The organism is Candidatus Darwinibacter acetoxidans (assembly GCF_041936445.1).
In the GTDB taxonomy this organism is placed as follows: Bacteria; Bacillota; Limnochordia; order Darwinibacteriales; family Darwinibacteriaceae; genus DTU010.
The window spans coordinates 18142-43113 of the sequence record NZ_JBHGXH010000096.1; the positions used below are offsets into that span (position 1 = coordinate 18142).

The window sequence follows — 24972 nt, forward strand, 5'->3', positions numbered from 1 at the left end:
TTTGTAACGCCCCTTCGTTAAGATTTGAACAAACTCACGAAGGGGTGTTGTGCATGGCTGTGTATGTGGTTGGAACCTATCATTCCATAGTGGGACGTCTAGAGGAAAGCGTCTATGATCTGCTCATTCAGGCAGGTAGAGGCGCCCTGGCAGATGCCGGCGTGGAAGCCCGGGACATCGACGGCATCTGGGTTGGCAACTTCAGCGGGGGCGGCTTCAACTCCCAGGAACACCTGGCCCCCTGCGCCGTGGAGATCCATCCCGATTTGCGGTTCAAGCCGGCAACCCGGGTGGAAAATGCCTGTGCTTCAGGCTCCGCAGCCATCGCCGCGGCCAAACAGGCTATTGAAGCCGGCGCCGCTGAACTGGCCCTGGTGATCGGTGTGGAGAAAATGACCAGCTTAAACACTTCCGGGGTCACTCAGGTTCTGGCCATGGCTTCCCACTGGCCGGAGGAAGGCGCCCAGGGCATGACCTTCCCCGGGCTCTTTGCCGAGTTCGCCAAGGGTTACCAGGAGCAGTATCAGATTTCCCCCGAAGAGCTCCGGGTGCTCCTGGCCAAAGTGGCCGCCAAAAACCACCGCAACGCCGCGGCCAATCCCCTGGCCCAGATGCCCTGGGAGTGCACCTATGAAGATATTCTAAACCGGCCGGAGGAAAAGAACCCCATCGTGGCCGCTCCCCTGCGGCTCTTCGACTGCTCCTTGATTTCCGACGGCGCCGCAGCCCTGGTTCTGGCCTCGGAGGATAAAGCCAAGGAGCTCCAAAATGAGCTGGTGGAACTGAAGGCCCTGGCCCATACCACCGACTACCTGCCCCTGAGCAAGCGCTCCAAGGCGGAGTTCACCGCGGGGCGCAGAGCCATCCACAGGGCCTATGAGCTGGCGGGGATCACCGTGGACGATCTGGACTTCGCGGAGGTGCACGACTGCTTCACCATCGCCGAAGTGCTGGCTTACGAGGCCATGGGCTTAACGCCCCCGGGCCGGGGTGCCCAGGCCATCGAGGAAGGCTGGGTGGAAGTTGGGGCAAGGCTGCCGGTAAACGCCTCCGGGGGCCTCAAGGCCAAGGGACATCCTGTAGGGGCAACGGGGGTGTCCATGGCGGTCTTGGCCGTGAGGCAGCTTTTGGGTAGGGCCATCGGCCACCAGATTCCCGGGGCGGAAATCGGCCTCACCTACAACATCGGCGGCAGTGCCGTGAGCAACTACGCCCTCATTTTCCAGCGCATCAGGTAAGACAGTACTCAGGGAAGATGCGACCCCGCCCTCTGCGGCGGGGTTCACCATTATTTAGCCAAAACCCCGCTCCCTGGCCTTGAACGTTTCCCTTATTCGTGGTATTATTTATAGTGAATACATTTTCATGCGTATATTCTTTCTTACACATAAATAAAGGAGGCGTTCCATGGATATCCGGGAATTCCAGAACCATCTGTGGCAGCTGTTCCGGGCCATCGGTCAGGGGCTGGACGGGCCCCTGGGAACCATTGTGCAGGCCCACGGGATCACCATGACCCAGCTGCGCATCCTCATGGAAGTGGACCACCGCAGTGAGATGACCGTGGGGGAACTGAGCCAGGCCCTGGGTTCAGCGCCGGCCAACTCATCCGCTATGTGCAAGACTCTGGAGAAAAAAGGCTTGGTGAGCCGGGACCGCAGCCCAGAGGATGAACGCATTGTGCTCATCACCTTGACACCTGAGGGCAAACGGGTGCTGCATCTGATCGAAGAGGATCTGAGCAGCAAGTTCGACCCCGTGCTGGAAGGTTATTCCCCCGGGGAATTTGAGCAGATTATCAGCGGTATGGAAAAGCTGAAAGAAGTGGTCACCAGCCTTCAGCAGGCTTTCCAGAACAGTCCAGGGAGGAGGTAGCCCATGCCTGACAGGGATAAAACCCCCAAAAAGCCATTGATCTTTTACTATCTCATCTCTATCGTTATCCTCTTCATCATCAACGCCGTGGTGCTCCCCTCGTTCCTCCGCCGCCAGCTCACGGAGGTTGATTACAGCACCTTCCTCCAGGCCTTGGAAGAAAACCGGGTGCTGGAGGTGGAAATGAGCGCTGATGGCCAGGAGCTGGCCTACGTGGCCTTGGACGCACGCGGCCAGCGCCAAACCTACGTAACTGTGGTCATGCCTGATCCGGACCTTTTGAGCCGGCTGCGGGCCAGCGAAAACAACATCCGCTTTTCCCGGGTCAAGCCCACCCAGCCCAATCCCATCCTCACGTACCTTTTCAGCCTGATCGTGCCCATGTTGATCATCTTGGGTTTAGGCCGGCTCTTCTCCCGGCAGCTCCAGACCAGGATGGGGAATATCATGGCCTTTGGCAAGAGCAATGCCCGGGTCTATGTGAAGGCCCAGACCGGCAAAACCTTTGCCGATGTGGCGGGCCAGGATGAGGCCAAGGAAGCGCTCATGGAGATCGTGGACTTCCTCCATGATCCGGAGAAATACACCCGCATCGGGGCCTCCCTGCCGAAAGGGGCACTGCTGGTGGGCCCGCCGGGCACCGGTAAAACGCTGCTGGCCCAGGCGGTGGCCGGCGAAGCTCAGGTACCCTTTTTCTCCATTTCCGGCTCGGAGTTCGTGGAGATGTTTGTGGGACTGGGGGCCGCCAAAGTGCGGGATCTCTTTAAGCAGGCGGAAGAGAAGGCCCCCTGCATAGTGTTCATCGACGAGATCGACACCATCGGCAAAAAGCGGGGTGAGGGCGGCCTTGCCGGTAACGACGAGCGGGAGCAGACCCTCAACCAGCTCCTCACGGAAATGGACGGCTTCGACTCCCGCAAAGGGGTGGTCCTTTTGGCCGCGACCAACCGCCCCGAATCCCTTGACCCCGCCCTCTTGCGCCCGGGCCGCTTCGACCGGCGGATTCCCGTGGAACTGCCTGACCTGGCGGGACGTACAGCCATCCTCAAGGTCCATGCGGCCAAAGTGGCCATGGAACCAGGCGTGGACCTGGAGGCCATCGCCCGGGCCACCGCGGGTGCCTCGGGGGCAGATCTGGCCAATATTATCAACGAAGCGGCCCTGCGGGCTGTCCGGCTGGGCAGAAGCCGGGTAACCCAGGAGGACCTGGAGGAAAGCGTGGAAGTGGTCATCGCCGGCTACGAAAAGAAAAACGCCACCATTTCCCCCAAGGAAAAGGAGATCATCGCCTACCACGAAATCGGGCATGCTTTGGTGGCGGCCAAACAGACCAACTCTCCGCCGGTGCACAAGATCACCATCATCCCCCGCACTTCAGGTGCTTTGGGGTACACCATGCAGGTGGAAGAGGATGACCGCTACCTTTTGACCAAGGAAGAGGCCATGGCCCGCCTGGCCACCTTAACCGGCGGACGGGCCGCGGAAGAGCTGGTGTTCAACACAGCCACCACCGGTGCCGCCAACGACATCGAAAAGGCCACCCGGCTGGCCAGGGCCATGGTCACCCGCTACGGCATGAGCGAGCAGTTCGGCATGGTGGCCCTGGAGACGGTGACCAACCCCTACCTGGGCGGCGATGCGGTGCCCACCTGCTCCTCGGAAACGGCCGCGGCCGTGGACAAGGCCGTGATGGAGCTGATCAACAAAGCCCATGAGCGGGCGGTGAACATCCTCAAGGACAACATGGACAAACTGCACGAGCTGGCCCGCCACCTCCTGGCCAAGGAGACCATCACCGGCGAGGAGTTCATGCAGATCCTAGGCACCTAACAGCCAAAGGGGAATGGGCCTTCTTTGCCCATTCCCCTTTGCATTTTCCTGATCAAACAGCCGCTTTGCCTACTTCACCGGGATGTAATAGTCCAGAATCAGCTCGCCGTTTGCGTCGGGCTCGGTGTAGCGGGGGCAGTTGTAGAGCTCCATGGACCAGCCGGCGGCTTGGTCGTACTCATAACCTTTCCCCAAGAGGGCCTCCATGGTCACGGTGTGGGCAGCAAAGAGCACTTCAGCTTCTTGGCCCTTGATCCAGGCCACCGCCGCCCGGCCTGCGGGAAGTATGCGGCCTTCGAAGCCCTCTGGCACGGGCACCTCGGGTTTCATCAGCATCCCGCAGATATAGGTGAAGCTTTCCTCTCCCCAGTCCCCGATCCAACCCACATAGTCCTCCGCCACGTGATACTCCCGCAGCGTCTCCAGGGTGGCAAAGGTTCCGTCGTTAAAGCACTGGTGCCAGAGGGCAGGTATGGGATTGCTCTCCATCTCCTTGGGCACCTGTATGGCCTTTCCCACCACGCACAGCTGGGGCAAATCCTTCACCTCAAAATGTACTAGCCTGGGCACTGTCCATCGCCCCTTTCCCATTTTTACCCAATGCTTCGCCAGTGCACTCCCCGTTCCTGCCACCGCTTAAGCCGCGGGGAAAACAAAACTTAGGCGGCATAAAGCGGCCAGCCTTACTGCAGCCTGGTGCCGCACTGACTGCAGTATTTGGCACTTGTGGGAGCGGGGCTGCCGCACTCGGGACAGCTCAGGCGCTCGCCGCGCACCAGCCGCCGCAGCCAGCCGGCGATGCTCTCCGAATGGCCCACCAGGGTAAGACCCAGACCGATTTTCACCAGGTAACTGCCGATACCAAGCAGCACTATACCCACCGCCGCCCCTTCAAAGGACACCAAGCGCCTCAAGGCAGGACTCCTCCAGGGCATGATGAAGGGATCGTCCATACCAACGGCGAAAAAACCCCGCAGGAACAGCAGCAAACCGACTATGGCGCAAACGCCGCCGAGGATCAAAAGCGCAATGCCTCCTCTGGCGAGCTTCCTGGACATGCCATCACCCTCCTCCCTTGCATCATACGCTGTGGCCCGCTGAAGACATACCCCGGCGGAGGGAGCAAGCGCCCCGCGGCGAGCTGTCGAGATCTGCCAATCACATTAAAGGAGGCGTCTTCGTGCTGGAGCAGCTGCTTTTTGCTTCCCTCCACAACCTGCATCTTTTGGAGAAAACGGATAAAGCCACCGTCGTTTCCGATCTGATGGGGCTGCAGGCCCAGTTTGCCAATAATCCCAAGTACGCCCTGCAGATCAGGGCCGCAGACTATGATGAAGAAACCTGGGGCGAAGGGCTGGTCAAAACCTGGACCTTCCGGGGTACACTCCACGCCGTGCGCCGGGAAGAGCTGGGACTTTACCTCTCGGCCGTTGGCGTGAAGGAGACCTGGGATGACCGTTGGGACCTGGATCCTGCCCTCAAACCCCATTGGGCGGAGCAGCTGTGCAGCTGGATCGCTGCAGGTATCACCCAAAGGAGCGCCCTCAAAGAGCAGGCCCGGGCGAGCGGCATGGAGCCGGAGGTGCTGAAGAAGGTCTTCCACGGCTGGGGCGGACTGCTGCGGGATATGTGCAGCCGCGGCATGATCGCCTACGCCCCGGGCACGGGGAAAGAGTTTGTCCCCTGCTTTGACGTGGAGTTTATGGATCGGCGGACCGCCCGGCAGGAAGTGATCCGTCGCTATTTCCAAACCTTCGGCCCGGCCACCTTCACCGACTGCGCCTATTTCACCGGCTTCCGCCAGCGGGAAGTGGCGGAGCTTGTGGAACAAGCCGGCCTGCCCCTGAGAAGCATCACCCACCAAGGCCGGGAGTACTATTACCTCAATCAGCTGCCCAGCACCGGCCAGATCCCCGACTGCCTCTTTCTGGCGGGCTTTGATCAGCTGATCTTGGGCTACAGGGAGCGCAGTCGCTTCCTGGACGAGGAAGACAAGACCAAGGTTACCACCAACACCGGCATCGTCTTCCCCACCATCCTGCTCCGGGGCAGGCTCAGGGCCAGGTGGAAAAAGGAACGGAGGCGGCTTGTGATCACCCCCTTCCGCCCCCTCACCAAAAAAGACGAGGAGCTCATCGCAGGAAAAGCAGGGGAAATCTTCGGCCCTGAGCTGCAGACTGTGGTCTTTGCCCCGCCCCTTAGCTAGGACTCCGCCTACGGGACGGAGTTAGCACCTCCTTCCTTTTCGCCGCACAATTTCGCCGCCGGCTGGTCAACACCCTCCCCCACCAACTTGCAGCAGAACTGTCTAGAGCTTGCTGAGGTCCTGGCTGAAGCGGCGCGCCAGCTCGGCGGGCCACTCCGTAAGGGGTGCCAGGCGACCTAAGAAAAAGCGCAGCGTCTTGGGCTCATCCACAAAGCGCAGCCCGCCAATGAGCCGGCGGTTTTGGTAAAGCCAGGTGATCCTATCCACAGCGCAGCTGAGCTGGGAGAGGCTGTACACCCTGCGGGGGACAGCTAGGCGGAGGAGCTCTAGGTCAGCCAGGACTTCCCTCCCCTGGGCATCCCTGGCTTCGGACAGGGTGCCCCGCTCCATACCCCTGATGCCGCTTACCAAGTACAAAGCGGCGGCAAGGGCCCCAGCTGGGTATTGCTCCTGGGGCAGGTGGTCCAGAAACTCCCGGGCGTTGAGGTGGCAGCCCAGCCCGCCGGGGGGAGTGACCACAGGAACACCCCGCTTCTCCAGCTCCCGAACCATGTAGGCAGTGAACTGGGGTCCCTGGCTGATCATATCTTCGTCCATGGTTTCCTCCAGCCCCACCGCGATGGCTTCCATCTCCCGCACAGACATCCCGCCATAGGTGAGAAACCCTTCGTAAAGCGGCAGAAGTTCCCGGAGCCGCCCATAGAGTTCTTCGCTGTTAGTGCAGATCCCGCCTCCCCGGGCGCAGCCGAGCTTTCTGGCGGAGAAGTAGATCACGTCCACAAGTTCCGCAACACGGCGGGTGATTTCCCGTATACTCAGCTTTTGGCAAGCCGCTTCCCGCTCCTTGATGAAGTGCAGATTGTCCGCCAAAAGGCTGGCATCCAGCACCAGCAAGAGACCGTGCCTTTGGCAGATTTCCCTCACCGCAGCTAGGTTGGCCAGGGAAAAGGGCTGGCCGCCGATGAGGTTGGTACCTGCCTCCATGCGTACAAAAGCGATCTTCTCCGCTCCGTACCTCTGGATGAGAGCTTCCAGCCTTTCCTCATCCATGTTCCCCTTAAAGGGGTGAACACTTGTGGTCTCAAGGGCTTCCGGGATGTAAGCTTCCAGCATTTCCCCGCCCTGGAGCACCACATGGGCCTTGGTGGTGGTGAAATGGTAGTTGGTCACAACAACAGTGCCCGGCCGCACCAGCACTTTAGCCAGCAGATGCTCGCAGGCCCTGCCCTGGTGGGCGGGGAGGAAATAGCGGGTGCCGAAGATTTCCTGACATTTCTGTTCCAAACGGGTAAACGTCTGGGAACCTGCGTAGCTGTCGTCCGCGACCAACATGGCGGCCTGCTGCCCGTCGCTCATGGCGTTCACTCCGCTGTCCGTGAGCATATCCAGGAACACATCCTTGTTCTGCAGGAGAAAGGTGTTGTAACCTGCTTCCTCCAGGGCCTCCAGGCGCCTTTCCACCGGCACCAGCTGGATCTTCTGCACAATCTTGGCCTTGTGCATTTCCATGGGGATCTGCTCACCGCTGAACAACTTGATTTTGGTCATGTCCACCGCTCCTTCTCTTTTGTTTTTCTAACAAAAAAAGCCGTCCCCAACAGGACGACTTTCAGCCGCGGTACCACCTGAATTAATCTGCACGCAGATTCCCTCTAGGGAGCCATCACTCCCGCAACCGTTAACGCCGGTCTACGGTCCGATCTACTGCTAGTTCAATCGGCGACTCCAGGGTGTAACTTCGGCCTCAAGCGATTACTGGGTCGCACCACCCCCCAGCTCTCTGGAAATCCCTCTTGAAACCTACTTAGTCCCCTTCATGATCTTTCCGCGTTTTGGAATTTGCATACAGTATACGCCTGGAACTGGTCCCTGTCAACCACCTAGATGCTGCCGCGCTCCCCATTTGGAACTGGGGTACGGTGCCCGGGGAGGCTCTTCCACATATACTGTACAAAACTTGGAGACAGGAGGGATCAGCCTGAACAGCTTTGAGTTCACCCCGGCTCAAGAGGTGATCTCCACCCAAACCCATGTCCATGAAATCCAGGGCAGCACCACGATCTTCACCGACATTCCCCACAACCACCGCTTCGCGGGCCTGACCGGCCAGGTCATACCCATCGCCAACAACGATCACATCCACGCCTTTGAGGTGAGCACCGACTTCACCGAAATCCACCTGCATGGGATGGGAGGGTTCACCGGACCGTCCATCCCCGTGGGAAACGGCAGGCACATCCATTTCGCCAGCGGGATCACCACCCTCAACCGGGGCCACATCCATGAGTTCTTCTTTGCCACCCTCATTGACGATCCCCTGCGGCGTTAAAGCACGAAAAAATCCCGGGCAGTGCTCTGCTTGGGATTTTTCCCGTTCGGCCTGGTGCCAATCCCCAGTTTCACTCAAGGTTATGGAAGGAGTTCCCTCTCCCCTAGTGGAATATTTAGCATAACTAACGATTTTCTTACCCAGGTCGCTGGGGAAATTTGTCAAGAAAGGACGGACCACGGCTTATGGGACAACGCTTTGAGGGAACAGCATTCCGTTATGTGGCCGGTGCGCTGCTGATCATCGCGCTGCTCGCCAGCGGCTACTTGTTGGGCGTGACGCAGTTCAAACCTCCAGAACCGGAGCCAGCCCTGGCCGAAACCCAGGAGTGGCACAGGTTGATGGAAGTAGTCCAGTCCATGGATGGAACCATGGCGGCCCTAACTGAACAGGTGGACCAACTCCATGTGGACGTCGCTGACCTGCAGGAACGCCTTGCTGAGCAGGGAACCGCCGTGGAAGCCCTTTCCGGCACCTTTCTCACCTTTTCCAGCGAGATGACCGGGCAGGTGGAAGCTACCACAGCCCAGCTGCAAGTCCTGGTCGCCGCGGCGGAAAGCGGCGAGCTGGAAGCACTGCTGACGGCGGTGGAGACCACCGATCAGTCGGTGGCGGATCTGGCTCAGCAGGTGGCCCAGCTCCAGCAGGAGCTAGCAGCCCTGCAGAGCACCACGGCGGAACAGAACACGGAGGTGCAAAGCCTAGCCGCTGCCCTGGAGACGCTTTCCAGCCAGGTGGCTGAGCACGCCAAGGAGGCCGCTCAACAGCTGCAGGTCCTCACGGCGGCAGCGGAAAGGGATGAGCTGGAGCCAGTTCTAAATGCGGTGGAGTCCCTGGATACCAGCATCGCCGGGCTAGGGGAGCAGCTGGCTAAGCTCCAAGTGGAACTGGAAGCCCTCCAGAGCCGCAGCGCTGAACAGGACCGTGACATGGAGGCCCTGGCCACTTCCTTGAGTGCGCTATCCGTGGAAGTAACCGGACAAGCGGAAAACACCCAAGCCAAGCTGCAGGAGCTGGCGGCGGCCGTGGAAAGCACAGGCAGCCAACTGCAGACCCTGGCAGCTTCAATGGATAGCACTGAGCAGGACGCTGTGCTCACAACCCTTGAGTCCCTCGATGCATCCGTGGCAGGTCTTAGTGCAGGCTTGGCCCAGCTCCAAGAGGAGTTAACTGGCCTGAAGACCTCCAGCACCCAGCAGAGCCAAGAAGTGCAGACCTTAGCCGTGGCTGTTAGCACCCTCGCTCAGCAGGTGGCTGAGGAGGCCCAAAGCACTACCGCCCGCCTGGAGACCCTGGAAGCTGTTTCCGCAGGCGCAGAACTGCAGTCCCTGGTCACAGAGCTGCGTTCCATAGATCGGTCCCTGGCCAACCTGGCCGAGCAGGTGACCCAGCTCCACTTGGAGCTGGCCAGTCTCCAGACCGCCAGCAGCCAGCAGGGGCAGGAGGTGCAGTCCCTCGCCGCGGCCCTGGCCACCTTGGCAGATGATCTGGCCGAGCAGAGGGAATCCACAGCGGCCCAGCTGCAGGCCCTCACCGAAGCGGTGGCAGTGCAGGCTGTCGCTCCCGCCAAGGGCTTTGGGGACGCGATGAGCGAACACGAGGCCGAAGAGCGGCCGGAGGCACCCCAAGCCCCCGCAGTGAGCCTGGAAGTGGCTGGAGATCTGCCGGTCCTATCTGCCCTTGCTGAAGAGCTGATCAAGAAAAACCAGGCCATGATCTTGACCATCAAGCCCCGGGACACCATTTGGGGCATCGCCAATCGCTTTCAATCGCCCCCTAGCGAGAAGTTCATCAACCAGATCATCGAACTCAACCAGGTGGATCCCTACAGGCTGAGAATCGGCCAAGACCTGCTGATTCCTCTGAACGAGGAGATCTTTAGACTGGTGGAAGTGGAGTGATGGGCATGGCGAACCCCGAGCCAACCAGGCCTAAGCTATTTAGTTTTGAGGCCCTTGTCGTTTTCTTCTCCCTCTTCGTCCTGGCCCTGTCCCTGCTGGTGGTGTCCATCCGCCTGCTTCAGCAGCCCGTGGAAGGCATGCACCCCAGCGCTTTGCTGGTCCTGTCCATAGTGGGGATGATCGGAAGTCTCGCGGGGATGCTGGTAAGTGCCCGGGGGCGCAGCCAGGAGCTTCCTCCGCCGCCGGTGGAGGTGAGTCCGCCGCCCGCGGCTGCTCCAGAGGCAGGGGAAGTTCAGGAACCCAACGTGGCCAAGGTGCGCCTGGGCAAGTACATGCAGACCCTGGAGGAGCAGGTCCAGAGCCTGCGCAAGGAAAGGGATACCTACGCCAAGGGGAACGCGCAGTTCAGGGAAGAGATCACCGAGTGGCGGCAACGCAGCCTGGAGATGCTGCGCTTCCTGGACAAACAGCGCCAAAGCGCAGCCCCAGAAGATCAGGGGCAGCTTGAGGCCATCTTGAGCGCCAAAAAGCACTTCGCCCAGCTGGTGGCTCCCTTGGGCATAGGCCTCATTGAACCTGAGCCGGGGGATCGTTTCGACGGGAAACTGCACCAGGCAGATAACCTAGAGGAACCCCCCACCGCAGAGCTGATCATCGTGGAATGCCTGGAGTGTGGCTACACCCTCAACGGACAGGTGCAGATACCAGCCAAGGTAACTGTGGCGGCGGCCGAATAGGCGCCGCTTTTTTTATCCCTTCAGGGCGCCAGCCAGAAGCCCCCGGACAAAATAACGCCCCAGCAGAACATAGACGATGGTGGTGGGCAGGGCCGCCAGGACCGAGCCCGCCATGGGCAGATTCCAGGAAACCGCCTGACCCCCGGCGAGATTGGCCAGGGCCACGGTGATGGGCTGGGAACTGGGCTTGGTCAAGGTGACTGCGAAGAGGAATTCGTTCCAGATCTGGGTGAACTGCCAGATGCAGACCACCAAAAAGGGCGGGCCCGATAGGGGCAAGATCAGGTGACGGAAGATGCCCCAGAATCCTGCACCGTCAATGCTGCTGGCATCCACCAGCTCATCCGGTATTTCCTGATAAAAACTGCGAAAAAGCAGGGTAGTTATGGGCAGCCCGTAGACCACGTGCACCAGGATCAAACCGGGTAGGCCCCCGTAGAGTCTGGTCTGCTGCATGAACCTGAAGAGGGGAACCAGTACGCTCTGGTAGGGGATGAACATACCAAAGACAATCAGGGGCAAGGCCACTTTCCCCCCGGGAATCCGGTATTTACTCAGCACATAGCCATTCAGGGAGCCCATTATGGCGGAAAGCAAAGTGGCGCTGATGGCCAGAACGAAGCTGTTCTGCAGATTCGGGGCGAATCTTTCCCAAGCCACCCCGTAGCTAGCCCAATGTGCCTTGGAGGGAAGCGCCCAGGCCGTCATCACGTTGATTTCCGCAGGTGCCTTCAAGCTCGTGATCAGGGTCATGTAAATGGGGACTAGATAGACCATGGCCAGAAGCACCGCCAGGATCTGAGCCAACACTCTGATCGTTTTTCCCGAGGACATGGGCTTTACTCCTCCCTCCTAAAGGAAACTATGAGGTAAGGTACGATCAACAACGAAACGATGAAAAAGAGGATCACGCCGATGGCCGAACCCACCGCCAGTTCATTGCCGCGGAAAGCTTTCAAGAACATAGTTACCGCCGGCATGGACGTCGGGTAGTGGTCAGGGCTGGAAATGGCAAAGATCAGGTCGAAAATCTTCAGGGCGATGTGGCCCAGAATCACGATGGCACTTGCGGTAATGGGCTTCAGTAGGGGCAGGTCCACATAGCGGTAGATCTGCAGTTCACTGCCGCCATCAACCCGCGCCGCCTCCCGCAGTTCGCTGGGTATGGTGCGCAACCCCGCCAGATAAAGCGCCATGGTGTACCCGGACATCTGCCAGACCGCAGCGATGACCACACCCCAGAGCGCGTCGTTGAAACCGTGCATCTCCGGGTAAGGCAGAAGCCTAAGGCGGGTGAGGACCCGACTGGCGATCAGGCCCGCCAAAACCCCGCAGATAACCAGGTGCCAAGCTAGGCGCCCCTTTTTCCCCTGCCGCCACTGGCTGTAGGCGCTGATGGCCAAAACGACCAGTAATACCCAACAGGCGTAGTGCAAGAGATGGGACCAGTCAAAGACTAGACGCTGATCCCGGCTGGAAAGCCACAGGAACTTCCCTGGGGGCAGGCCGATCAATGTGGGCAGGACATTGATCCCTCCCCTGGGCTGCAGGATCCAGCGCCAAATGGTACCGGTGACCACCATGGAAAGGGACATGGGATAGAGAAACACTGTGCGGAAAAACGTTTCCCCCCAGAAAAGCTGGTCGATGATGGTGGCCAAAACCAGTCCCACCAGCAGCGAGAGTCCCACAAAGAGCAGGGTAAAGAAAAACATGTTCACCAAGTCCTGCCGGAAGCGGACGTTCAAAAAACCGGTGAACAGATCGCGGTAGTTGTCCAGACCGACGCTCTCGATCTGGGGATCCAAAGACATGGCGGCTGTTTGTCCCCAATCGGTGGTGGACATGTAGATGGAGTTGGCGATAAAACCGTAGACGAAAATGCCCAGCAGGATGATGGACGGCAGTATAGTCACAATAGCCGCCAAGTGCTCGCGGCGGGTGTGCATAGCCCTCAGTCCTTTCTCCAGATCTTGCCCTTTGTGAAAGCCCGCCACCTTGCGGTGACGGGCTTGTGGCTGTGCGCCCTACTTAACCAGCCCGGACTGGATGGCCACCGCCTGGGCAGCGTAGGCTGCGGCCTGGGGATCCTTGTTGGCCAAGAAGATGTCCATGACTGTGGCGAAGTCGTTCATAAACCGTTCGTTGGCCACTGTGCCGTGGGCCAAGGAACCCACGATGCGATTGGACTGATAATCCCTGGCTGCACTCTGGAGGTAGACATCATACTTGGAGAGATCGGAGTCAATTCTGGGGCTGATGGAACCCTTGAGGGGGTTGAACGTGTCCTGCCCTTCTCTGCTGCCAATGGTCTTCAGCCAGGCGATGGTGTTCTCCCGGTTGGGGCAGCCCACAGGCAGTCCAAACGAGTCGGAGAGGGCCATAAACACGCCCTCCGTGCCCGGGCTTGGAGCCCAGCCGTAGCCCTCCTCTGGCTTTACGCCTAAGGTTACGGACATGTAACCGGAAGCCCAGTCACCCATGATGTTGAAGGCCGCCTGCCCCGCCACCACCATATCGGTGGCCTGCTGCCAGGAGAGCGACGGGGCATCGGGATTGGTATACTCCAAGATCCGGCCGAAGAGCTCCCACACCCCGACCACCTCAGGACTGGTCCAGGAGAGTTTGCCTTCCCACAGATCGTCATACTTGTCCGGTCCCAGGTAGCTCAGGGCCACACTCTCCCAAAGGTGGATCGCTGTCCAGTTTTCCCCCAGGGAGAGGGGGATTACGCCCTGCTCCTGAAGGCTCGGGGCGATGGCCAAGAACTCATCCCAGGTCTTGGGCGGCTCCACACCCCATTTTTTCAGGTTTTCGGGGATGTAATACATAACGTTGGAGCGGTGGATGTTCACTGGCACGGACCAGATGCCTTCATCCGTACTGATCAGGGCCAAGAGGTCCTCGGGGAAGACCTCGAACCAGCCCTCTTCCTGGAAGAGCCAGGTCAGGTCTTCCATGCGCTGGGCCACAACCCACGTTCCGATGAGCTCCTGACCGGCATGGACCTGGAAGGAATCGGGCGGATCTCCACCAAGCATCCTGGTTTTCAACACGGCCTTCGCATGCACTCCCGCGCCGCCTGTGACCGTAGCGTTGATTACGGTGACTTCCGGATACTTGGCTTCGTAGAGCGCAATCAAAGCTTCCAGAGCCGGACCTTCATCGCCGGCCCACCAGGAAAAGATCTCCAGCTTTCCCTGGGGAGCAGCAGCTGCTGCCACGGCCAGGGTTGCCACCAAAACCACACAAAAAGCGGCTGTCAGCAGGCAAAACCTCTTCATGCTCTATCCCTCCATCCTTTTTTGGGCTTTTCCACATAAACGCGCAAAAACTCCGCCGCACCACCTCCCCTACCGTCTTGGAGTGGAGTATGTTGAAGCAGAAGTTCTAGGTTGTTCACTGTGGCTAAGCTCAATCCCCTCCCGGATGTGGATAGCCTATGCTGCCGCATCTATGAGGTTAATGATATACTTCTGTGAAAAAAAGATAAATCCTGCAAAGATTGCCAAGAGCGCCACAAGACCGGAAACCCTCCCCCAGTAGGCCTAGATGAAAAAACGCACCTCCCAAAGCTTTCCGCAGCCTGGGAGGTGCACTTTTTTTCGAAACTAATCTGCGCTGTAAACCAGCCGTTCGCCGCCCTCTTCCACCACGAAGAGCTTTTCGATCTCGGCGGTGATCAGGCTGCTTAGGTCTAGGTCTGTGGAAAACCAGGCGGCGATGCCGCAGTCTGAGCTCAAGCGGCGCGGCACGGGCAGAAGCTCCGCCTCCACACCCAATCTTCCCATGTACCTTCTATACTTCACCGCACCGGAGTGGGTAAAAAATGTAGCGATGTAATCCATAACCTCACCTGGTGATGATCAGCAGGAAGTCTTCCCCCTCTTCCCTGATCTCCGCTTTGTAGCCCCTGGCTTCGGCAAAACGCCGGACGTTTTCCCGGGATGTGCTGTTACCCACCAACACCTGTACGCCTTCTGGGGACGCTGCCAGCGCCTTCTTGGTCAAAAGGACCGGCTCCGGACACGCCCTGCCCCTGGCATCAACTGATCTAAGAGCCAACTTGCACCTCTCCCTTCACACTCACTTCAGCCCGTTCTGTGTTCAAAAGGCCAACCGCCGCCACCACAATCAGCCCGATGATGGTGGCAAGCTTGCCGTTGGCAGTGGCACCGGCCCCAGAGGCGGCCAGCCCGAAGTTATGGGCAAAGGCTGCACCCACCAGCATCCCCAGCACGGTGATCACGGAATCCGCATTTCCTTCCGCCCCCAGTACAATCTGCCGCAAGGGGCAGCCGCCCAGGAGCACGGAACCGAGCCCCGCGAGGAGCATGCCTAGGAAGTTCCACAGCCAATCGGTGTGGGCCACGGGCTGTCCGCTGAAGCCCAGCCTGAAGTTGCCTGTGACCAGGTTGCCCACCAGGGCTACCAAGAAAATGGCCAGAAAGCCTGAAATCAAGTGGGAGTCCTTAAACAGCACCAGGTCTCTAATGCCGCCCACCATGCAGAGCCGGCTCCTTTGGGCACCGGCACCCACGATCAGGCCGGCAAGGAGGGAAACCAAGATCGGTGCATGGAGTGAGCCAGGCCCCTCGCTGCTGAAAAAGATGAAGGCAGGCCCCGCCACCAGGAGGATCAAGAGCACCACCTGCACAGCCGGGAAGAGGTAACCTTCCCCTTTAGGCAGCGAGTAGGTCCTCCCCAGGGTGAACCCCCTGTTCAAGAAGGCTACGCCGACCAAGATACCGGCTGTAAAGCCCAGAAGGCCAAAGACAGCTGTGAGATCCCCTCCAGCCAGCCTCAGCACCATCCTTAGGGGGCAGCCTAAGAACATCAAAGCCCCCACCACAACAAAAAAGCCCAGGATGAAACGGGTAAAGGGAGCCGAGCCGCCCCGGACCCGGAAGTCCCCGCCCCTCAAGGACATGAGCCAAGCACCCAGGGCTATACCGATGATCTCCGGCCGGATATACTGCACCACTGGAGCTCGGTGCAGCCCCAGGGCCCCTGCAGTATCCCTGATAAAGCAGACAATGCAGATACCCATGTTCACGGGGTTGCCAAAGGCCACCAAAGCCACGGCCAAGGCACCCACCAGGGCTCCCACTAAGGCAATGCCTTTTTTGCCGCCCACACACATCCCTCCCTGAGTTCATTGAGATTTTTTTGTCAAACCCCTTTTCATTATAGTAAATCGCCCCTTGCCTTGTACAATAAGAACTGCCTATACCTCTTCCCCACCAATAAGCAAACTCTATACAGACCAGGCTGCCGCCGGTATAAAATGGATGGGGAGGCCAACTGACATGAAGAGAATCTATGTTGATAATGCAGCCACATCCTATCCCAAAGCCCCGGGGGTGAGCAGCGCGGTGAAGCGCTGCCTCGATGAAGTGAGCGGGAGCGTGAACCGCAGCTCCTTCGCCAATTTCCCCGAGGCCCAGGAGGTGGTGTGGGAAACCCGGGAAAAAATCGCTGCCCTCTTCAACGTCCCGGCAGCGGAAAACGTCGTCTTCACCATGAATGTGACGCAGGCCCTCAACTTCCTGCTTAAAGGTCTGCTGCGGCCCGGGGACCACATCCTTGTCTCCTCCCTGGAACACAATGCCCTGATGCGGCCCCTTTTGCAGCTGCAAAAGCAGGGTGTGGAGTTTTCCCGGGTTAGGGGCGACCGGGAAGGACGGGTGCGCCTTGCCGATTTTGAAGCTCAAATCAGGCCCAACACCAAGATGGTGGCGGTCACCCACGCCTCCAATGTCTGCGGCACCATCCTGCCTGTGGAAGAAATCGGTGAACTCTGCGCCCGGCGCGGCCTGCTGTTCATCCTGGACGCCGCCCAAACCGCGGGGATCCTGGAGATCGACTTCCAGAAAATCCAAGCCCACGCCCTGGCCTTTACAGGACACAAGGGGCTGTTGGCGCCCCAGGGCATAGGCGGGTTTGTCATCGATAGTGAACTGGCTGAACAGATGGAACCCTTGATCAGCGGCGGCACGGGAAGTCTTTCCGAGCAGGAGGAGGTTCCCCCCTACCTCCCGGACAAATTCGAAGCGGGGACCTTGAATCTCCCTGGAATTTACGGGCTCCATGCCGCCCTGAACTACTTGGAAAACACGGGCCTGGAGGCGATCCGGGCCAAAGAACAGGCCCTGGCCAGGATCCTGATGGAAGGGTTTACCAACATGGAAGGTGTAGTGCTCGTGGGGCCAGCTTCGCTGGAAGATCGGGTCGCAGTTATCTCCGTGGATTTCCCCGATCGCGATAACGGAGAAGTAACGTACAAATTGGAGAAGTTCTACGGCATCCAAACCAGATGCGGTCTGCACTGCGCGCCGGCCGCCCATAAAACGCTGGGCACCTTCCCACGGGGCACTGTGCGCTTTTCCCCTGGTTGGTTCAACACGAAAGGGGAAATGCAGGCGGTTCTAGCCGCTGTGCAGGAGATTTTGGCAGACTCCTAGCATATTCCAGGGTGAACTCTTGAAAGGCCCGGGCCACTGGGGAGAGCACCCTGTTTTTGTGTACCACGAAGTAAAAGCGCTGGGTCAAATCGAGCTCCTTAAGGTAGAAGGCCTTGAGCAGGCCCAGGCGCAGTTCTTCCTGCACAGAAAGTTCCGAAACCACCGCAATGCCCAAACCTGCCATCACGCACTGTTTGATGGTATCGGGGTTTTCCACGGTGGCAATGACCTTTAGATCTTTTATGTCCAAGCCCTTCGCGGCCAGACCCTCCAGGAAAACGCTCCTGCTGCCTGAACCCGCTTCCCTCAGGATAAACCGCTCATCCTTCAGCTCATCCCAGGCAAGACTTTTCTCCTCCAAATCCGCATACCTGCCGGCGTTGGGTGTGATCACCACCAAACGGCCGCGGCAGAGCTCCACCGCCTCCAGCTCATTCCCGCAGACGGGGGTCCCCACGAAACCGAAGTCCACGGCACTGGATGCGATGGCCTGGACCACCCCTTTGCTGTCGTGCTGGTTCAGCCTGAAGCTGACCCGGGGATAGCGCTGGTTAAAGGCGGCCAAAAGGCGCGGCAGAATGTGGCGTTGGGGAACGGTGCTGGCAGCTATGGCCAGCTCCCCCTCGAGCTTCCCTTCGTACTGGGCCAAAGCATACCTCGCGAGTTCCCTGGAGTTGAGGATATTCACCGCATACCTATAGAGGATCTCCCCCGCCTCAGTCAGGGTGACCGTCTTGCCGCAGCGATTGAGGAGCACTGTACCCAGCTCGTTTTCTAGAGACTGAATATGCCCGGTTAAGGTGGGCTGGGTAAGAAACAGCCCTTCCGCCGCTTTGGTAAAGCTGCCGTGCTTGACAATGGCTACAAAAGACTCAAGCTGTCTGAAGTCCATGGTGTCTTCCCTTCTAACTCAGAGAAATGGCGGGCTGTTTGCGGGACAAGCCTTATTCTTCGGTGAGCTGCAGCCCTTCCTTCTGCTCTTCCTCCTGGGGCACTGAGGGGTCAGCCTCTCCCGTCGCTGCATACACTGGGGAACCGGATTCAGCTGTACTCATATCCCCATCATCACCGGGGAGTTTACCCCTCTCCCCGCGCTCTCCTGTCCGGGCGCCGTCAAAGAAAACATGATCCTCAAACTGTGTGAAGGACACGGGTTGATCCAATCCGCCGTTACTCACCTGTTCCTCATCGGGGAGTTCTGGTAGTTCGGCTGACTCAAGTGCTAAGGATGCGTCTGTTTCCGGCGGTTCTGCATCGTCTTGGGCCTGCAGCGCCGTTGATACCCTATCGCTCCGCTTTCGCCCTGGACTGTCGGCTTCAGGGCGGCTTCCGAGCCTGGATAACAAGTTCCGGACAAACCCGATGATCCCTGAAGTGGCAGCCGGTGCGCCCTGTCCGCCCTGCATCTCCGGGGCTCCTTCGACCCGCTCCTGCACCGCTGGTGGCAGCTCGTCCTCAACCACACCTTCAGCCACATCCGGCTCCATAGGAGAACCTCCATCATCGCCTGGAAATACGTCCTCGTCGGCAACTCCTAGCTCCCTGGCAGATGAACCTTCGATCATCGGCCCTTCAGACTGAGAAAAGAGTACCAGAGGGGCCGACCGATCAGTCTCGCTTTCCTTTTTTGCAACAGGCTCCTTGGCGGTAGGAAACTCCACGTCCTTAGAATCTGTTTCTTCCTGATGGGGCCGACGGCCGGAAACAGGAACGCGGTTTTCCCGCTGATGAACTGCTGTAAGGACAGTTTCACCCTCACGAATCCGCGTTTGACAGCTGCGCATGGCCGAAAAGACCAGGATCAGCAACAAAGCCGCAGCACCAATACCACGCCAAGATCGGTTCAGAAACAAGCTACGCCTGCCCTCACGCCTTTTGCACTCTCGTATTACATCAACCGCTTCTTCAACGCTTACATGGAAAAACTCCTTGCCTCTGCGCTTTGCTTCCAGGATTTGGTGGATCTCTTGTTCAGCCGCATAGCAGTCTTCAAAGAATTCGCTGAAGACTACACGATAAGGAGTCGGTACACCGGAATGCCTAGACAGCTCTTCAGCCCGCTCCTCGGGCGTTCTGGTGGTAAAACCGATTTTCAGCAAGTGTGGGAAGGCCGGATTCTGCAGCACGTAGACATGCCCAGGGACACGCATCATCAACCCTCCTCAAAGTCTTCCGCTCCTCCAGACTACATCAATGCCAACTGTATTGCTGGAGACCTAACCGTGCTGTTGACTCAAGAGGATCGACTTAATAAGGACTTGCACTTACAGATGCTTTTCCCCACGGCCAAGGGAATTCCTCCCCGCAGAACGCGGGGGAGAAAGGCTCGCTCACTCAAGATGGGCAGCTGCGCTTTACAGAAGGTAACCGCCAGTAACTACTTTTTTGACGTATTCTGCCGTACACTGATCCTAAAGAGCCTCAACAAAGGAGGTGTACGGCCAATATACGTTGGGGCGACGATGTGTCGCTATTTGGTTACGTGGTTCCTCACTACTGCCGCCTCAACCTAGAAAGCAAGCCCCGCGCCGTTGGTGCGGGACTTGTTTTTCTAGAGAATCCACTTCCGGGTGATGCTCCAGCGACAGTAGGAAAACAGCAGTGTGGAAAAGCCAGCCAGGGCCGCTAGATCAAGCCCTGGATGAAAATCACCTGCCTGCACCAGGGCCCACCTGAGGAGATCCGCTCCGTAAGTAAGGGGGAGGCAGTAGGAAAGGAGCCGCAGCAGCCAGGGCAGGCTGTGGATGGGCAAGAAAAACCCCGAGAGGAAGAGCATGGGAAAGCGGAAGAAGTTGGCGTAGGTTTGAGCCTCAAAAACCTCTTTGGCGGAAACCGCGATGGCTAAACCCAAAAACGCCGAGCTTATGGACATCAGCCAGATGCCCAAAGCGGCCACGGCCCAGTTAAGGCCGGAAAGGTCTACGATGAAAGCCCCCACCAACAGCGGCAGGCAGGCCATGAGCGCGCCGAAGAAGACCGCGCCTGCCATTTTGGCCAGCACCAAAGTGGTCAAACTGATGGGGGCCGTCAAAAGGCGATCAAAAGAGCGGCTCCGCTTCTCAAAGGTGATGGTCACCGCCACCATGGAGGTGGTCCCAAACAAGATGCTCATGGCCACAAGGCCCGGCAAGAGCGACCTGAGGTCTGTATCGTCGGCGGCAGGCGTACGGACCAGCTGCATCAGCGTCCAGGAAAAGGGAAAGATTATGCCCCAGCTGATATTAGGCGGCTTTAGGTAGTAAGTCTGCACATCCTTTTTGAAGATGTTCCAAAAGGCGATCCAGGCCCTCATCTGCCGCAGCCCCCTTCTCCCCGCCGCAGCTCACCTGCGGCCACACCGGTGATCTGCACGAACACATCCTCCAAGCTGGGACGCACCGCTCGGGCTTCCAAAACGTGAAGGCCCCTCACCTCAAAGAACTCCAATATGGGCAGGAGAGCGATCTGTCCTGAAGCGTGCAGGGTGCAGGTGCTGCCCTTGATCTCCACCTGGAGCCGCGGGAAGGCTCTCTGCAGCTCCGGCTCCAGTGCGTCGGCTGCATCGGCCAGGGCGACCTTGATGATCTGTCCATCCCCCGCCTGCGCCATGAGCTCCCGCACGGTCCCGGCTTTTTTGATCCTCCCCTCAACTAAGAAAGCAACGCGGTCGCAGAGGCGCTCGGCTTCTTCTATGTAGTGGGTGGTGAGGAAAACCGTAGTGCCGCTGCGCTTAAGGTCTAGAATGAGGCGGCGAATCTGCCGGGCGCTTTCCACGTCGATGCCCGTGGTGGGCTCATCGAGGAACAAAATCCTGGGATGATGGATCAGGGCTGCGGCAATCGTCAGTCTGCGCTTCAGGCCTTTAGAATAGGCTCTAAAAGGGCGGCTCCCTAGGCTTGCCAAACCAAACTGCTCCAAAAGCTCCCGGGCCCGCTCTTGGCGCCTTGCCCTGTCCAACCCGTACAAGGCCCCGCAAAAGCAGAGATTCTCAAAGCCATCAAGGTCGTCCCAGAGGTTGCTTTCATCAGGTACAATCCCCATGATGCTTTGGGCCTTTTTGATCTCCTCCACGCCATCCAGGCCGTCAATCCAGATCTGGCCCGCGCTGGGCCTGGCTAGACCCGTGAGCATGTTGATGGTGGTGGTCTTTCCCGCGCCGTTGGGCCCGAGAAAACCAAAGATTTCCCCTTGTTCCACTTGAAAAGAAATGCCTGCTACGGCAGTGATCCGGCCGTACATTTTCTGCAAATCAGTAACGCTGAGGATGACCATGACCGTTTCCTACTCCTTCTCCTTGCACCGCTCCTCCCCATGGGGACACTCTTCTTTGGCAAGTCCCGCTAGATGCGTAAACTGGGTGGCCAAGGCTTTGAGCTGCTCGCGATCTACAGCGTAGTGGGTGTACTGGCCCTTCTTTGCGCCTGAGACCAGTCCCGCTTCCCGCAGCACCTTAAGATGCTGGGAAACCGCGGCATCCGTCAACTGCAGCTCCCGGGCCAGCGCTCCCACACAGTAGTTGTACTGGAGCAGGAGTTTCACGATCTTTAGCCTACTCTCATCAGCCAGTGCCTTCAGAAGTGGTAATGTTCTTTCCATGTTCCACCCTCCCACTTTATTAAGCATGTACTTAATTGTATTATAGACCCCGATTATATTTAAGTCAACGCTTAAACGCCCCCCATAACCCCAAGCTTCTGACTTCGGTTTCCCGGCAGCCTGCCTTGATGTTCACGCCCAACTTGCTGCGCTGCTTGCATTTCCGGCTGCTCCCCCTGCAGAAGGAAAACAGGGCCTAGATCTCGAAGAACCATGTTGTAAACGATTACAGCTTGCCGAATAGAGGTTATCCGATTTCAGGAAAGCGTGAAGACCCGCTGAGCTGCCTCGCAAAGGGAAGGTAAAGCCTGCTAGGCCGCTTTTCCAAGGGGCTTCCCTGAGCTTTAGCGGAAAAATAAAGGGGTGGTGGCAGCAGGGTATTGCGAATTAATAAACTAAATACTAATACGAATATGTCAATCACAACAGCTTAGGAGGGTTTCCAGTGCGAAGGATTCTAGTAACAGGGGCCTTGGGCCAAATCGGTTCTGAACTGACCGTGCGTTTGCGGGAACTGTATGGCGAAAGCAACGTGGTAGCCAGCAGCAAAAGTGTCAAAGACGACCAGAGGGAGCTGGTGGAAGCCGGGCCCTTTGAGATTGTGGATGTGACCAACCGCGAGCAGCTGGCGGAAGTGGTAACGAAGTATAGGATCAACACCATCATCCACCTGGCGGCCATCCTCTCTGCCGTGGGGGAAGCCAACCCGCACCTGGCGTGGGATGTGAACATCAATGGACTGTATAACGTGCTGGAAGTGGCCCGGCATGAGAATTGCTCCGTGTTTACCCCCAGCTCCATCGCGGCCTTTGGCGATTCCACACCCAAAGACAACACACCTCAAGATACCATTCAGCGGCCCTCCACCATCTACGGCGTGACCAAAGTAGCCGGCGAGCTGCTCTGCGATTACTACTATCATAAATTTGGCGTGGACACCCGGGGAGTGCGCTTCCCAGGCCTGATTTCCTACAAGACCCTGCCCGGCGGGGGCACCACAGACTACGCCGTGCATATCTACTACGAAGCCCTGCGCCAGAAGAAATACACCAGCTATATCGGCCCGGGAACGAAAATGGACATGATGTACATGCCCGATGCCCTGGACGCCATTATTCAGCTCATGGAGGCAGACCCGGCCAAGCTCATTCACAGAAACGCCTTTAACGTCACGGCCATGAGCTTTGCCCCTGAAGACATTGCCCGTTCCATCCAAAAGTTCATCCCCGAGTTTGAACTGGATTTCGACGTAGATCCGGTGCGGCAGGCCATTGCCGAGTCCTGGCCCAACTCCCTGGATGACAGCGCGGCCCGGGAAGAGTGGGGCTGGAATCCGAAGTACGATTTGGATGCCATGACGGAGGATATGCTCAAGAATCTGAAAAGCAAACTAGGACTCTAAGTAAGGGGCCCAGCGACAGCTGGGCCTGCTTCTTTACTGCCCACACCTTACAGCAGAATCAACGCCAAGATCACAAGCAGGAGCAGGGCAAGCACGATAGCAAAGGTCTGATCACCACCAACCAACTGGTAACGCACTTGCGCGATGGCGAAGTCCGTTTCAGAAGTGATCACAACCCGATCGATTGCGCCGTCTTCCCGGGCAAACAGGCGGGCACCGGCGTCCCCGTCCACGACCCGGGTTATGCTTTCCACGAGTGTGTTCCCGTTGAAAAACTCCACAGTAAACTCCACGGGTGCAAAGGGGCTGGGTTCCATCTCAAACCCGAAGATAGCCACGGGCTGCGACAGAACCATCTCCAGAACGTTAGTAGAGGCGATCAAAACAAAGGGATTCGGATCTTCTGAGAAAGGCGGCGACGACCAGGTGGCCCAGCCATCGGGCACTGGCCCTGTCTTGATCAAGGGTTCGCTGAACTCCACGGTTAAGATCCCATCCGTGATGGAATCGTTGGAACTGCCCTCAGGCAGGCCGTCAATGTCGATCTTGGTGGTGGCAGCTAGATAAGCGGCATCGGGATTGTCGATGGGCGTGGCCAGGGGGACAAACTCTCCAGCCGCAGCCTTGAGCGCGGCCACTTCCACTTCTCCACCCAGATTGCTGCCTACAACTTTGCTTTCCAGCACATTGCTGCTAATCGCGATTCACCTCCTGTCTAGTTGCGGCCAACTTCTGTCCATACATATGCATGGAACTTGAGGGGAGCAATAGTTGAACGTTCCCCTTTTCAGTTCCGGGATCCAGAAATGGGCCCAGCAATAGCTGCCGGACCCCATTTTTCATCTGCCTTTTTACAGGATCAAGAGCACCAAAACCGCCAGGATGATGACCACCAGGAGGATGAAGACCACCTCGTTAATTGGCTCGACCTGCAGTTGGTAGCGCACCTGGGCAATGGCGAACTCAGCACCGCCAAAGACCACCACCTGGTCAATCAAGCCGTTTTCTCTAGCGAACAAGCGAGCACCGGCCTCCCCATCCACGACGCGGTTGATGCTTTCCACAAGGGTATCACCGAGGTAAAAGTCAGCAGTGAAGTCGAACTCGCCAAAGGGGGCGGGCTCCAGTTCAAAACCGAAGATGCTCACCGGCCGGGATAGATCCAGAGTTAAGATGTTGGTGGGAGAGCTCAGTACAAAGGGATTAGGATCTTCGGAAAACGGCGGCGCTGACCATGTGGACCAGCCCTCCGGGACCGGCCCGAGCTTGACCACCGGTTCGCTGAATGTCACGGTCAGGGTCCCGTCAGTGATGGACTCGTGGGAACTGGCGAAAGGCAAATCCGTGATGTCGATTTTGGTGGTGGCAGCGAGATAAGCGGCATCGGGGTTGTCGATGGGGCTTGCGGCGGTGGTCACCTTGCCTTCTGGAACAGCCAGAAGCTGTGCCTCCATCCGTTCCTGCATCTCTACAGACAAGTTGCTGCCTGTGGCTGCCATGGTTTCACCTCCTCCCTGCTTGGGGCCCGTCTGGCCTTTTAAGCACCATATGCGCCAAGCAGGAAGAGAGAGATGATTGAACTTTCCTGTTTGTGCCCCCTGCAGCAAAAAGGACCCAGCAGCGTCCGCCGCTGAGTCCCGTGTTCTCCATCCT

General features: G+C 58.4%; 25 protein-coding genes and 1 other annotated feature. Of the genes, 9 read left to right on the forward strand and 16 right to left on the reverse strand.

The window, feature by feature from the left end; genetic code table 11:
• Positions 1 to 53 precede the first annotated feature (53 nt).
• The 3 genes from ACE4YL_RS03005 (at position 54) to ftsH (ending at position 3705) form a co-directional block, all read left to right on the forward strand.
• On the forward strand, positions 54 to 1238 hold the full coding sequence (locus ACE4YL_RS03005) for a thiolase domain-containing protein (protein ID WP_461358230.1): 1185 nt from the start codon (positions 54 to 56) through the stop codon (positions 1236 to 1238).
• 169 nt (positions 1239 to 1407) lie between these two features.
• Complete coding sequence (locus tag ACE4YL_RS03010; RefSeq protein ID WP_461358231.1) at positions 1408 to 1875, forward strand: MarR family winged helix-turn-helix transcriptional regulator; 468 nt, start codon at positions 1408 to 1410, stop codon at positions 1873 to 1875.
• Positions 1876 to 1878: 3 nt separating this feature from the next.
• Positions 1879 to 3705, forward strand: coding sequence for an ATP-dependent zinc metalloprotease FtsH (gene ftsH, locus ACE4YL_RS03015; protein ID WP_461358232.1), 1827 nt, complete (start codon positions 1879 to 1881; stop codon positions 3703 to 3705).
• Between the two features lie 69 nt (positions 3706 to 3774).
• Here the strand turns inward: ftsH and ACE4YL_RS03020 are convergent, their stop codons facing one another.
• On the reverse strand, positions 3775 to 4275 hold the full coding sequence (locus ACE4YL_RS03020) for a GyrI-like domain-containing protein (RefSeq protein ID WP_461358233.1): 501 nt from the start codon (positions 4273 to 4275) through the stop codon (positions 3775 to 3777).
• A 113-nt stretch (positions 4276 to 4388) separates the two neighbouring features.
• Positions 4389 to 4763, reverse strand: coding sequence for a zinc ribbon domain-containing protein (locus tag ACE4YL_RS03025; RefSeq protein ID WP_461358234.1), 375 nt, complete (start codon positions 4761 to 4763; stop codon positions 4389 to 4391).
• Between the two features lie 122 nt (positions 4764 to 4885).
• On the opposite strand from ACE4YL_RS03025, the gene ACE4YL_RS03030 reads away from it, so the two are divergent.
• Positions 4886 to 5911: a winged helix DNA-binding domain-containing protein gene (locus ACE4YL_RS03030; protein ID WP_461359873.1), complete on the forward strand. Its 1026-nt coding sequence runs from the start codon at positions 4886 to 4888 to the stop codon at positions 5909 to 5911.
• A 102-nt stretch (positions 5912 to 6013) separates the two neighbouring features.
• Here ACE4YL_RS03030 and ACE4YL_RS03035 read toward each other — a convergent pair whose 3' ends face one another.
• Positions 6014 to 7459, reverse strand: a complete 1446-nt coding sequence (locus ACE4YL_RS03035) for a tryptophanase (RefSeq protein ID WP_461359874.1) — start codon at positions 7457 to 7459, stop codon at positions 6014 to 6016.
• A 47-nt stretch (positions 7460 to 7506) separates the two neighbouring features.
• Positions 7507 to 7738: a binding site (T-box leader), on the reverse strand.
• A gap of 184 nt (positions 7739 to 7922) precedes the next feature.
• On the opposite strand from ACE4YL_RS03035, the gene ACE4YL_RS03040 reads away from it, so the two are divergent.
• From ACE4YL_RS03040 to grpE, 3 genes are all read left to right on the forward strand, one after another.
• Positions 7923 to 8240, forward strand: coding sequence for a YmaF family protein (locus ACE4YL_RS03040; protein WP_461359877.1), 318 nt, complete (start codon positions 7923 to 7925; stop codon positions 8238 to 8240).
• Between the two features lie 185 nt (positions 8241 to 8425).
• The gene (locus ACE4YL_RS03045) at positions 8426 to 10141 is read left to right on the forward strand and encodes a LysM peptidoglycan-binding domain-containing protein (protein WP_461369194.1); all 1716 of its coding nucleotides are present in this window, start codon (positions 8426 to 8428) and stop codon (positions 10139 to 10141) included.
• 5 nt (positions 10142 to 10146) lie between these two features.
• Complete coding sequence (gene grpE / locus ACE4YL_RS03050; protein ID WP_461369195.1) at positions 10147 to 10878, forward strand: nucleotide exchange factor GrpE; 732 nt, start codon at positions 10147 to 10149, stop codon at positions 10876 to 10878.
• A 12-nt stretch (positions 10879 to 10890) separates the two neighbouring features.
• On the opposite strand, the gene ACE4YL_RS03055 is transcribed toward grpE, so the two are convergent.
• The 6 genes from ACE4YL_RS03055 to yedE form a co-directional block, all read right to left on the reverse strand.
• Positions 10891 to 11712 (reverse strand): carbohydrate ABC transporter permease, encoded by an 822-nt coding sequence (locus ACE4YL_RS03055; protein ID WP_461358239.1) that lies wholly within the window; start codon positions 11710 to 11712, stop codon positions 10891 to 10893.
• Positions 11713 to 11717: 5 nt separating this feature from the next.
• Complete coding sequence (locus ACE4YL_RS03060) at positions 11718 to 12827, reverse strand: carbohydrate ABC transporter permease (RefSeq protein ID WP_461358240.1); 1110 nt, start codon at positions 12825 to 12827, stop codon at positions 11718 to 11720.
• A 78-nt stretch (positions 12828 to 12905) separates the two neighbouring features.
• A complete protein-coding gene (locus ACE4YL_RS03065) occupies positions 12906 to 14162 on the reverse strand; it encodes an ABC transporter substrate-binding protein (RefSeq protein ID WP_461369196.1) in 1257 nt (418 codons plus the stop codon).
• Positions 14163 to 14489: 327 nt separating this feature from the next.
• Positions 14490 to 14726: a DUF3343 domain-containing protein gene (locus tag ACE4YL_RS03070; RefSeq protein ID WP_461358242.1), complete on the reverse strand. Its 237-nt coding sequence runs from the start codon at positions 14724 to 14726 to the stop codon at positions 14490 to 14492.
• A gap of 4 nt (positions 14727 to 14730) precedes the next feature.
• Positions 14731 to 14943: a sulfurtransferase TusA family protein gene (locus ACE4YL_RS03075; protein ID WP_461358243.1), complete on the reverse strand. Its 213-nt coding sequence runs from the start codon at positions 14941 to 14943 to the stop codon at positions 14731 to 14733.
• On the reverse strand, positions 14933 to 16021 hold the full coding sequence (gene yedE / locus ACE4YL_RS03080; protein ID WP_461358244.1) for a YedE family putative selenium transporter: 1089 nt from the start codon (positions 16019 to 16021) through the stop codon (positions 14933 to 14935). Before yedE ends, ACE4YL_RS03075 begins: the two co-directional genes overlap by 11 nt.
• A 166-nt stretch (positions 16022 to 16187) precedes the next feature.
• Here yedE and ACE4YL_RS03085 point away from each other — a divergent pair, with 166 nt between their 5' ends.
• Complete coding sequence (locus ACE4YL_RS03085) at positions 16188 to 17342, forward strand: aminotransferase class V-fold PLP-dependent enzyme (protein WP_461358245.1); 1155 nt, start codon at positions 16188 to 16190, stop codon at positions 17340 to 17342.
• Here the strand turns inward: ACE4YL_RS03085 and ACE4YL_RS03090 are convergent.
• The 5 genes from ACE4YL_RS03090 to ACE4YL_RS03110 form a co-directional block, all read right to left on the reverse strand.
• Positions 17278 to 18234 carry a selenium metabolism-associated LysR family transcriptional regulator gene (locus ACE4YL_RS03090; protein WP_461358246.1) on the reverse strand — a complete coding sequence of 319 codons (957 nt, stop codon included), beginning with the start codon at positions 18232 to 18234 and terminating at the stop codon, positions 17278 to 17280. The genes ACE4YL_RS03085 and ACE4YL_RS03090 overlap by 65 nt on opposite strands.
• Before the next feature lie 52 nt (positions 18235 to 18286).
• Positions 18287 to 19492: a GIY-YIG nuclease family protein gene (locus ACE4YL_RS03095; protein ID WP_461369197.1), complete on the reverse strand. Its 1206-nt coding sequence runs from the start codon at positions 19490 to 19492 to the stop codon at positions 18287 to 18289.
• A 401-nt stretch (positions 19493 to 19893) separates the two neighbouring features.
• Entirely contained in the window at positions 19894 to 20634 is a 741-nt protein-coding gene (locus ACE4YL_RS03100) for an ABC transporter permease (RefSeq protein ID WP_461358037.1), read from the reverse strand.
• Complete coding sequence (locus ACE4YL_RS03105) at positions 20631 to 21593, reverse strand: ABC transporter ATP-binding protein (RefSeq protein ID WP_461358036.1); 963 nt, start codon at positions 21591 to 21593, stop codon at positions 20631 to 20633. The genes ACE4YL_RS03100 and ACE4YL_RS03105 overlap by 4 nt, the downstream gene beginning before the upstream one ends.
• Positions 21594 to 21602: 9 nt before the next feature.
• Positions 21603 to 21917 carry an ArsR/SmtB family transcription factor gene (locus tag ACE4YL_RS03110; RefSeq protein ID WP_461358035.1) on the reverse strand — a complete coding sequence of 105 codons (315 nt, stop codon included), beginning with the start codon at positions 21915 to 21917 and terminating at the stop codon, positions 21603 to 21605.
• Positions 21918 to 22362: 445 nt separating this feature from the next.
• Between ACE4YL_RS03110 and ACE4YL_RS03115 the strand changes: the two genes are divergently transcribed.
• The gene (locus tag ACE4YL_RS03115; RefSeq protein WP_461358034.1) at positions 22363 to 23319 is read left to right on the forward strand and encodes an L-threonine 3-dehydrogenase; all 957 of its coding nucleotides are present in this window, start codon (positions 22363 to 22365) and stop codon (positions 23317 to 23319) included.
• A gap of 47 nt (positions 23320 to 23366) precedes the next feature.
• Here the strand turns inward: ACE4YL_RS03115 and ACE4YL_RS03120 are convergent, their stop codons facing one another.
• Together ACE4YL_RS03120 and ACE4YL_RS03125 are read right to left on the reverse strand one after the other, a co-directional pair.
• Entirely contained in the window at positions 23367 to 24005 is a 639-nt protein-coding gene (locus tag ACE4YL_RS03120) for a hypothetical protein (RefSeq protein WP_461360551.1), read from the reverse strand.
• Between the two features lie 165 nt (positions 24006 to 24170).
• Positions 24171 to 24818, reverse strand: coding sequence for a hypothetical protein (locus tag ACE4YL_RS03125; protein WP_461357923.1), 648 nt, complete (start codon positions 24816 to 24818; stop codon positions 24171 to 24173).
• Between the last annotated feature and the right edge of the window lie 154 nt (positions 24819 to 24972).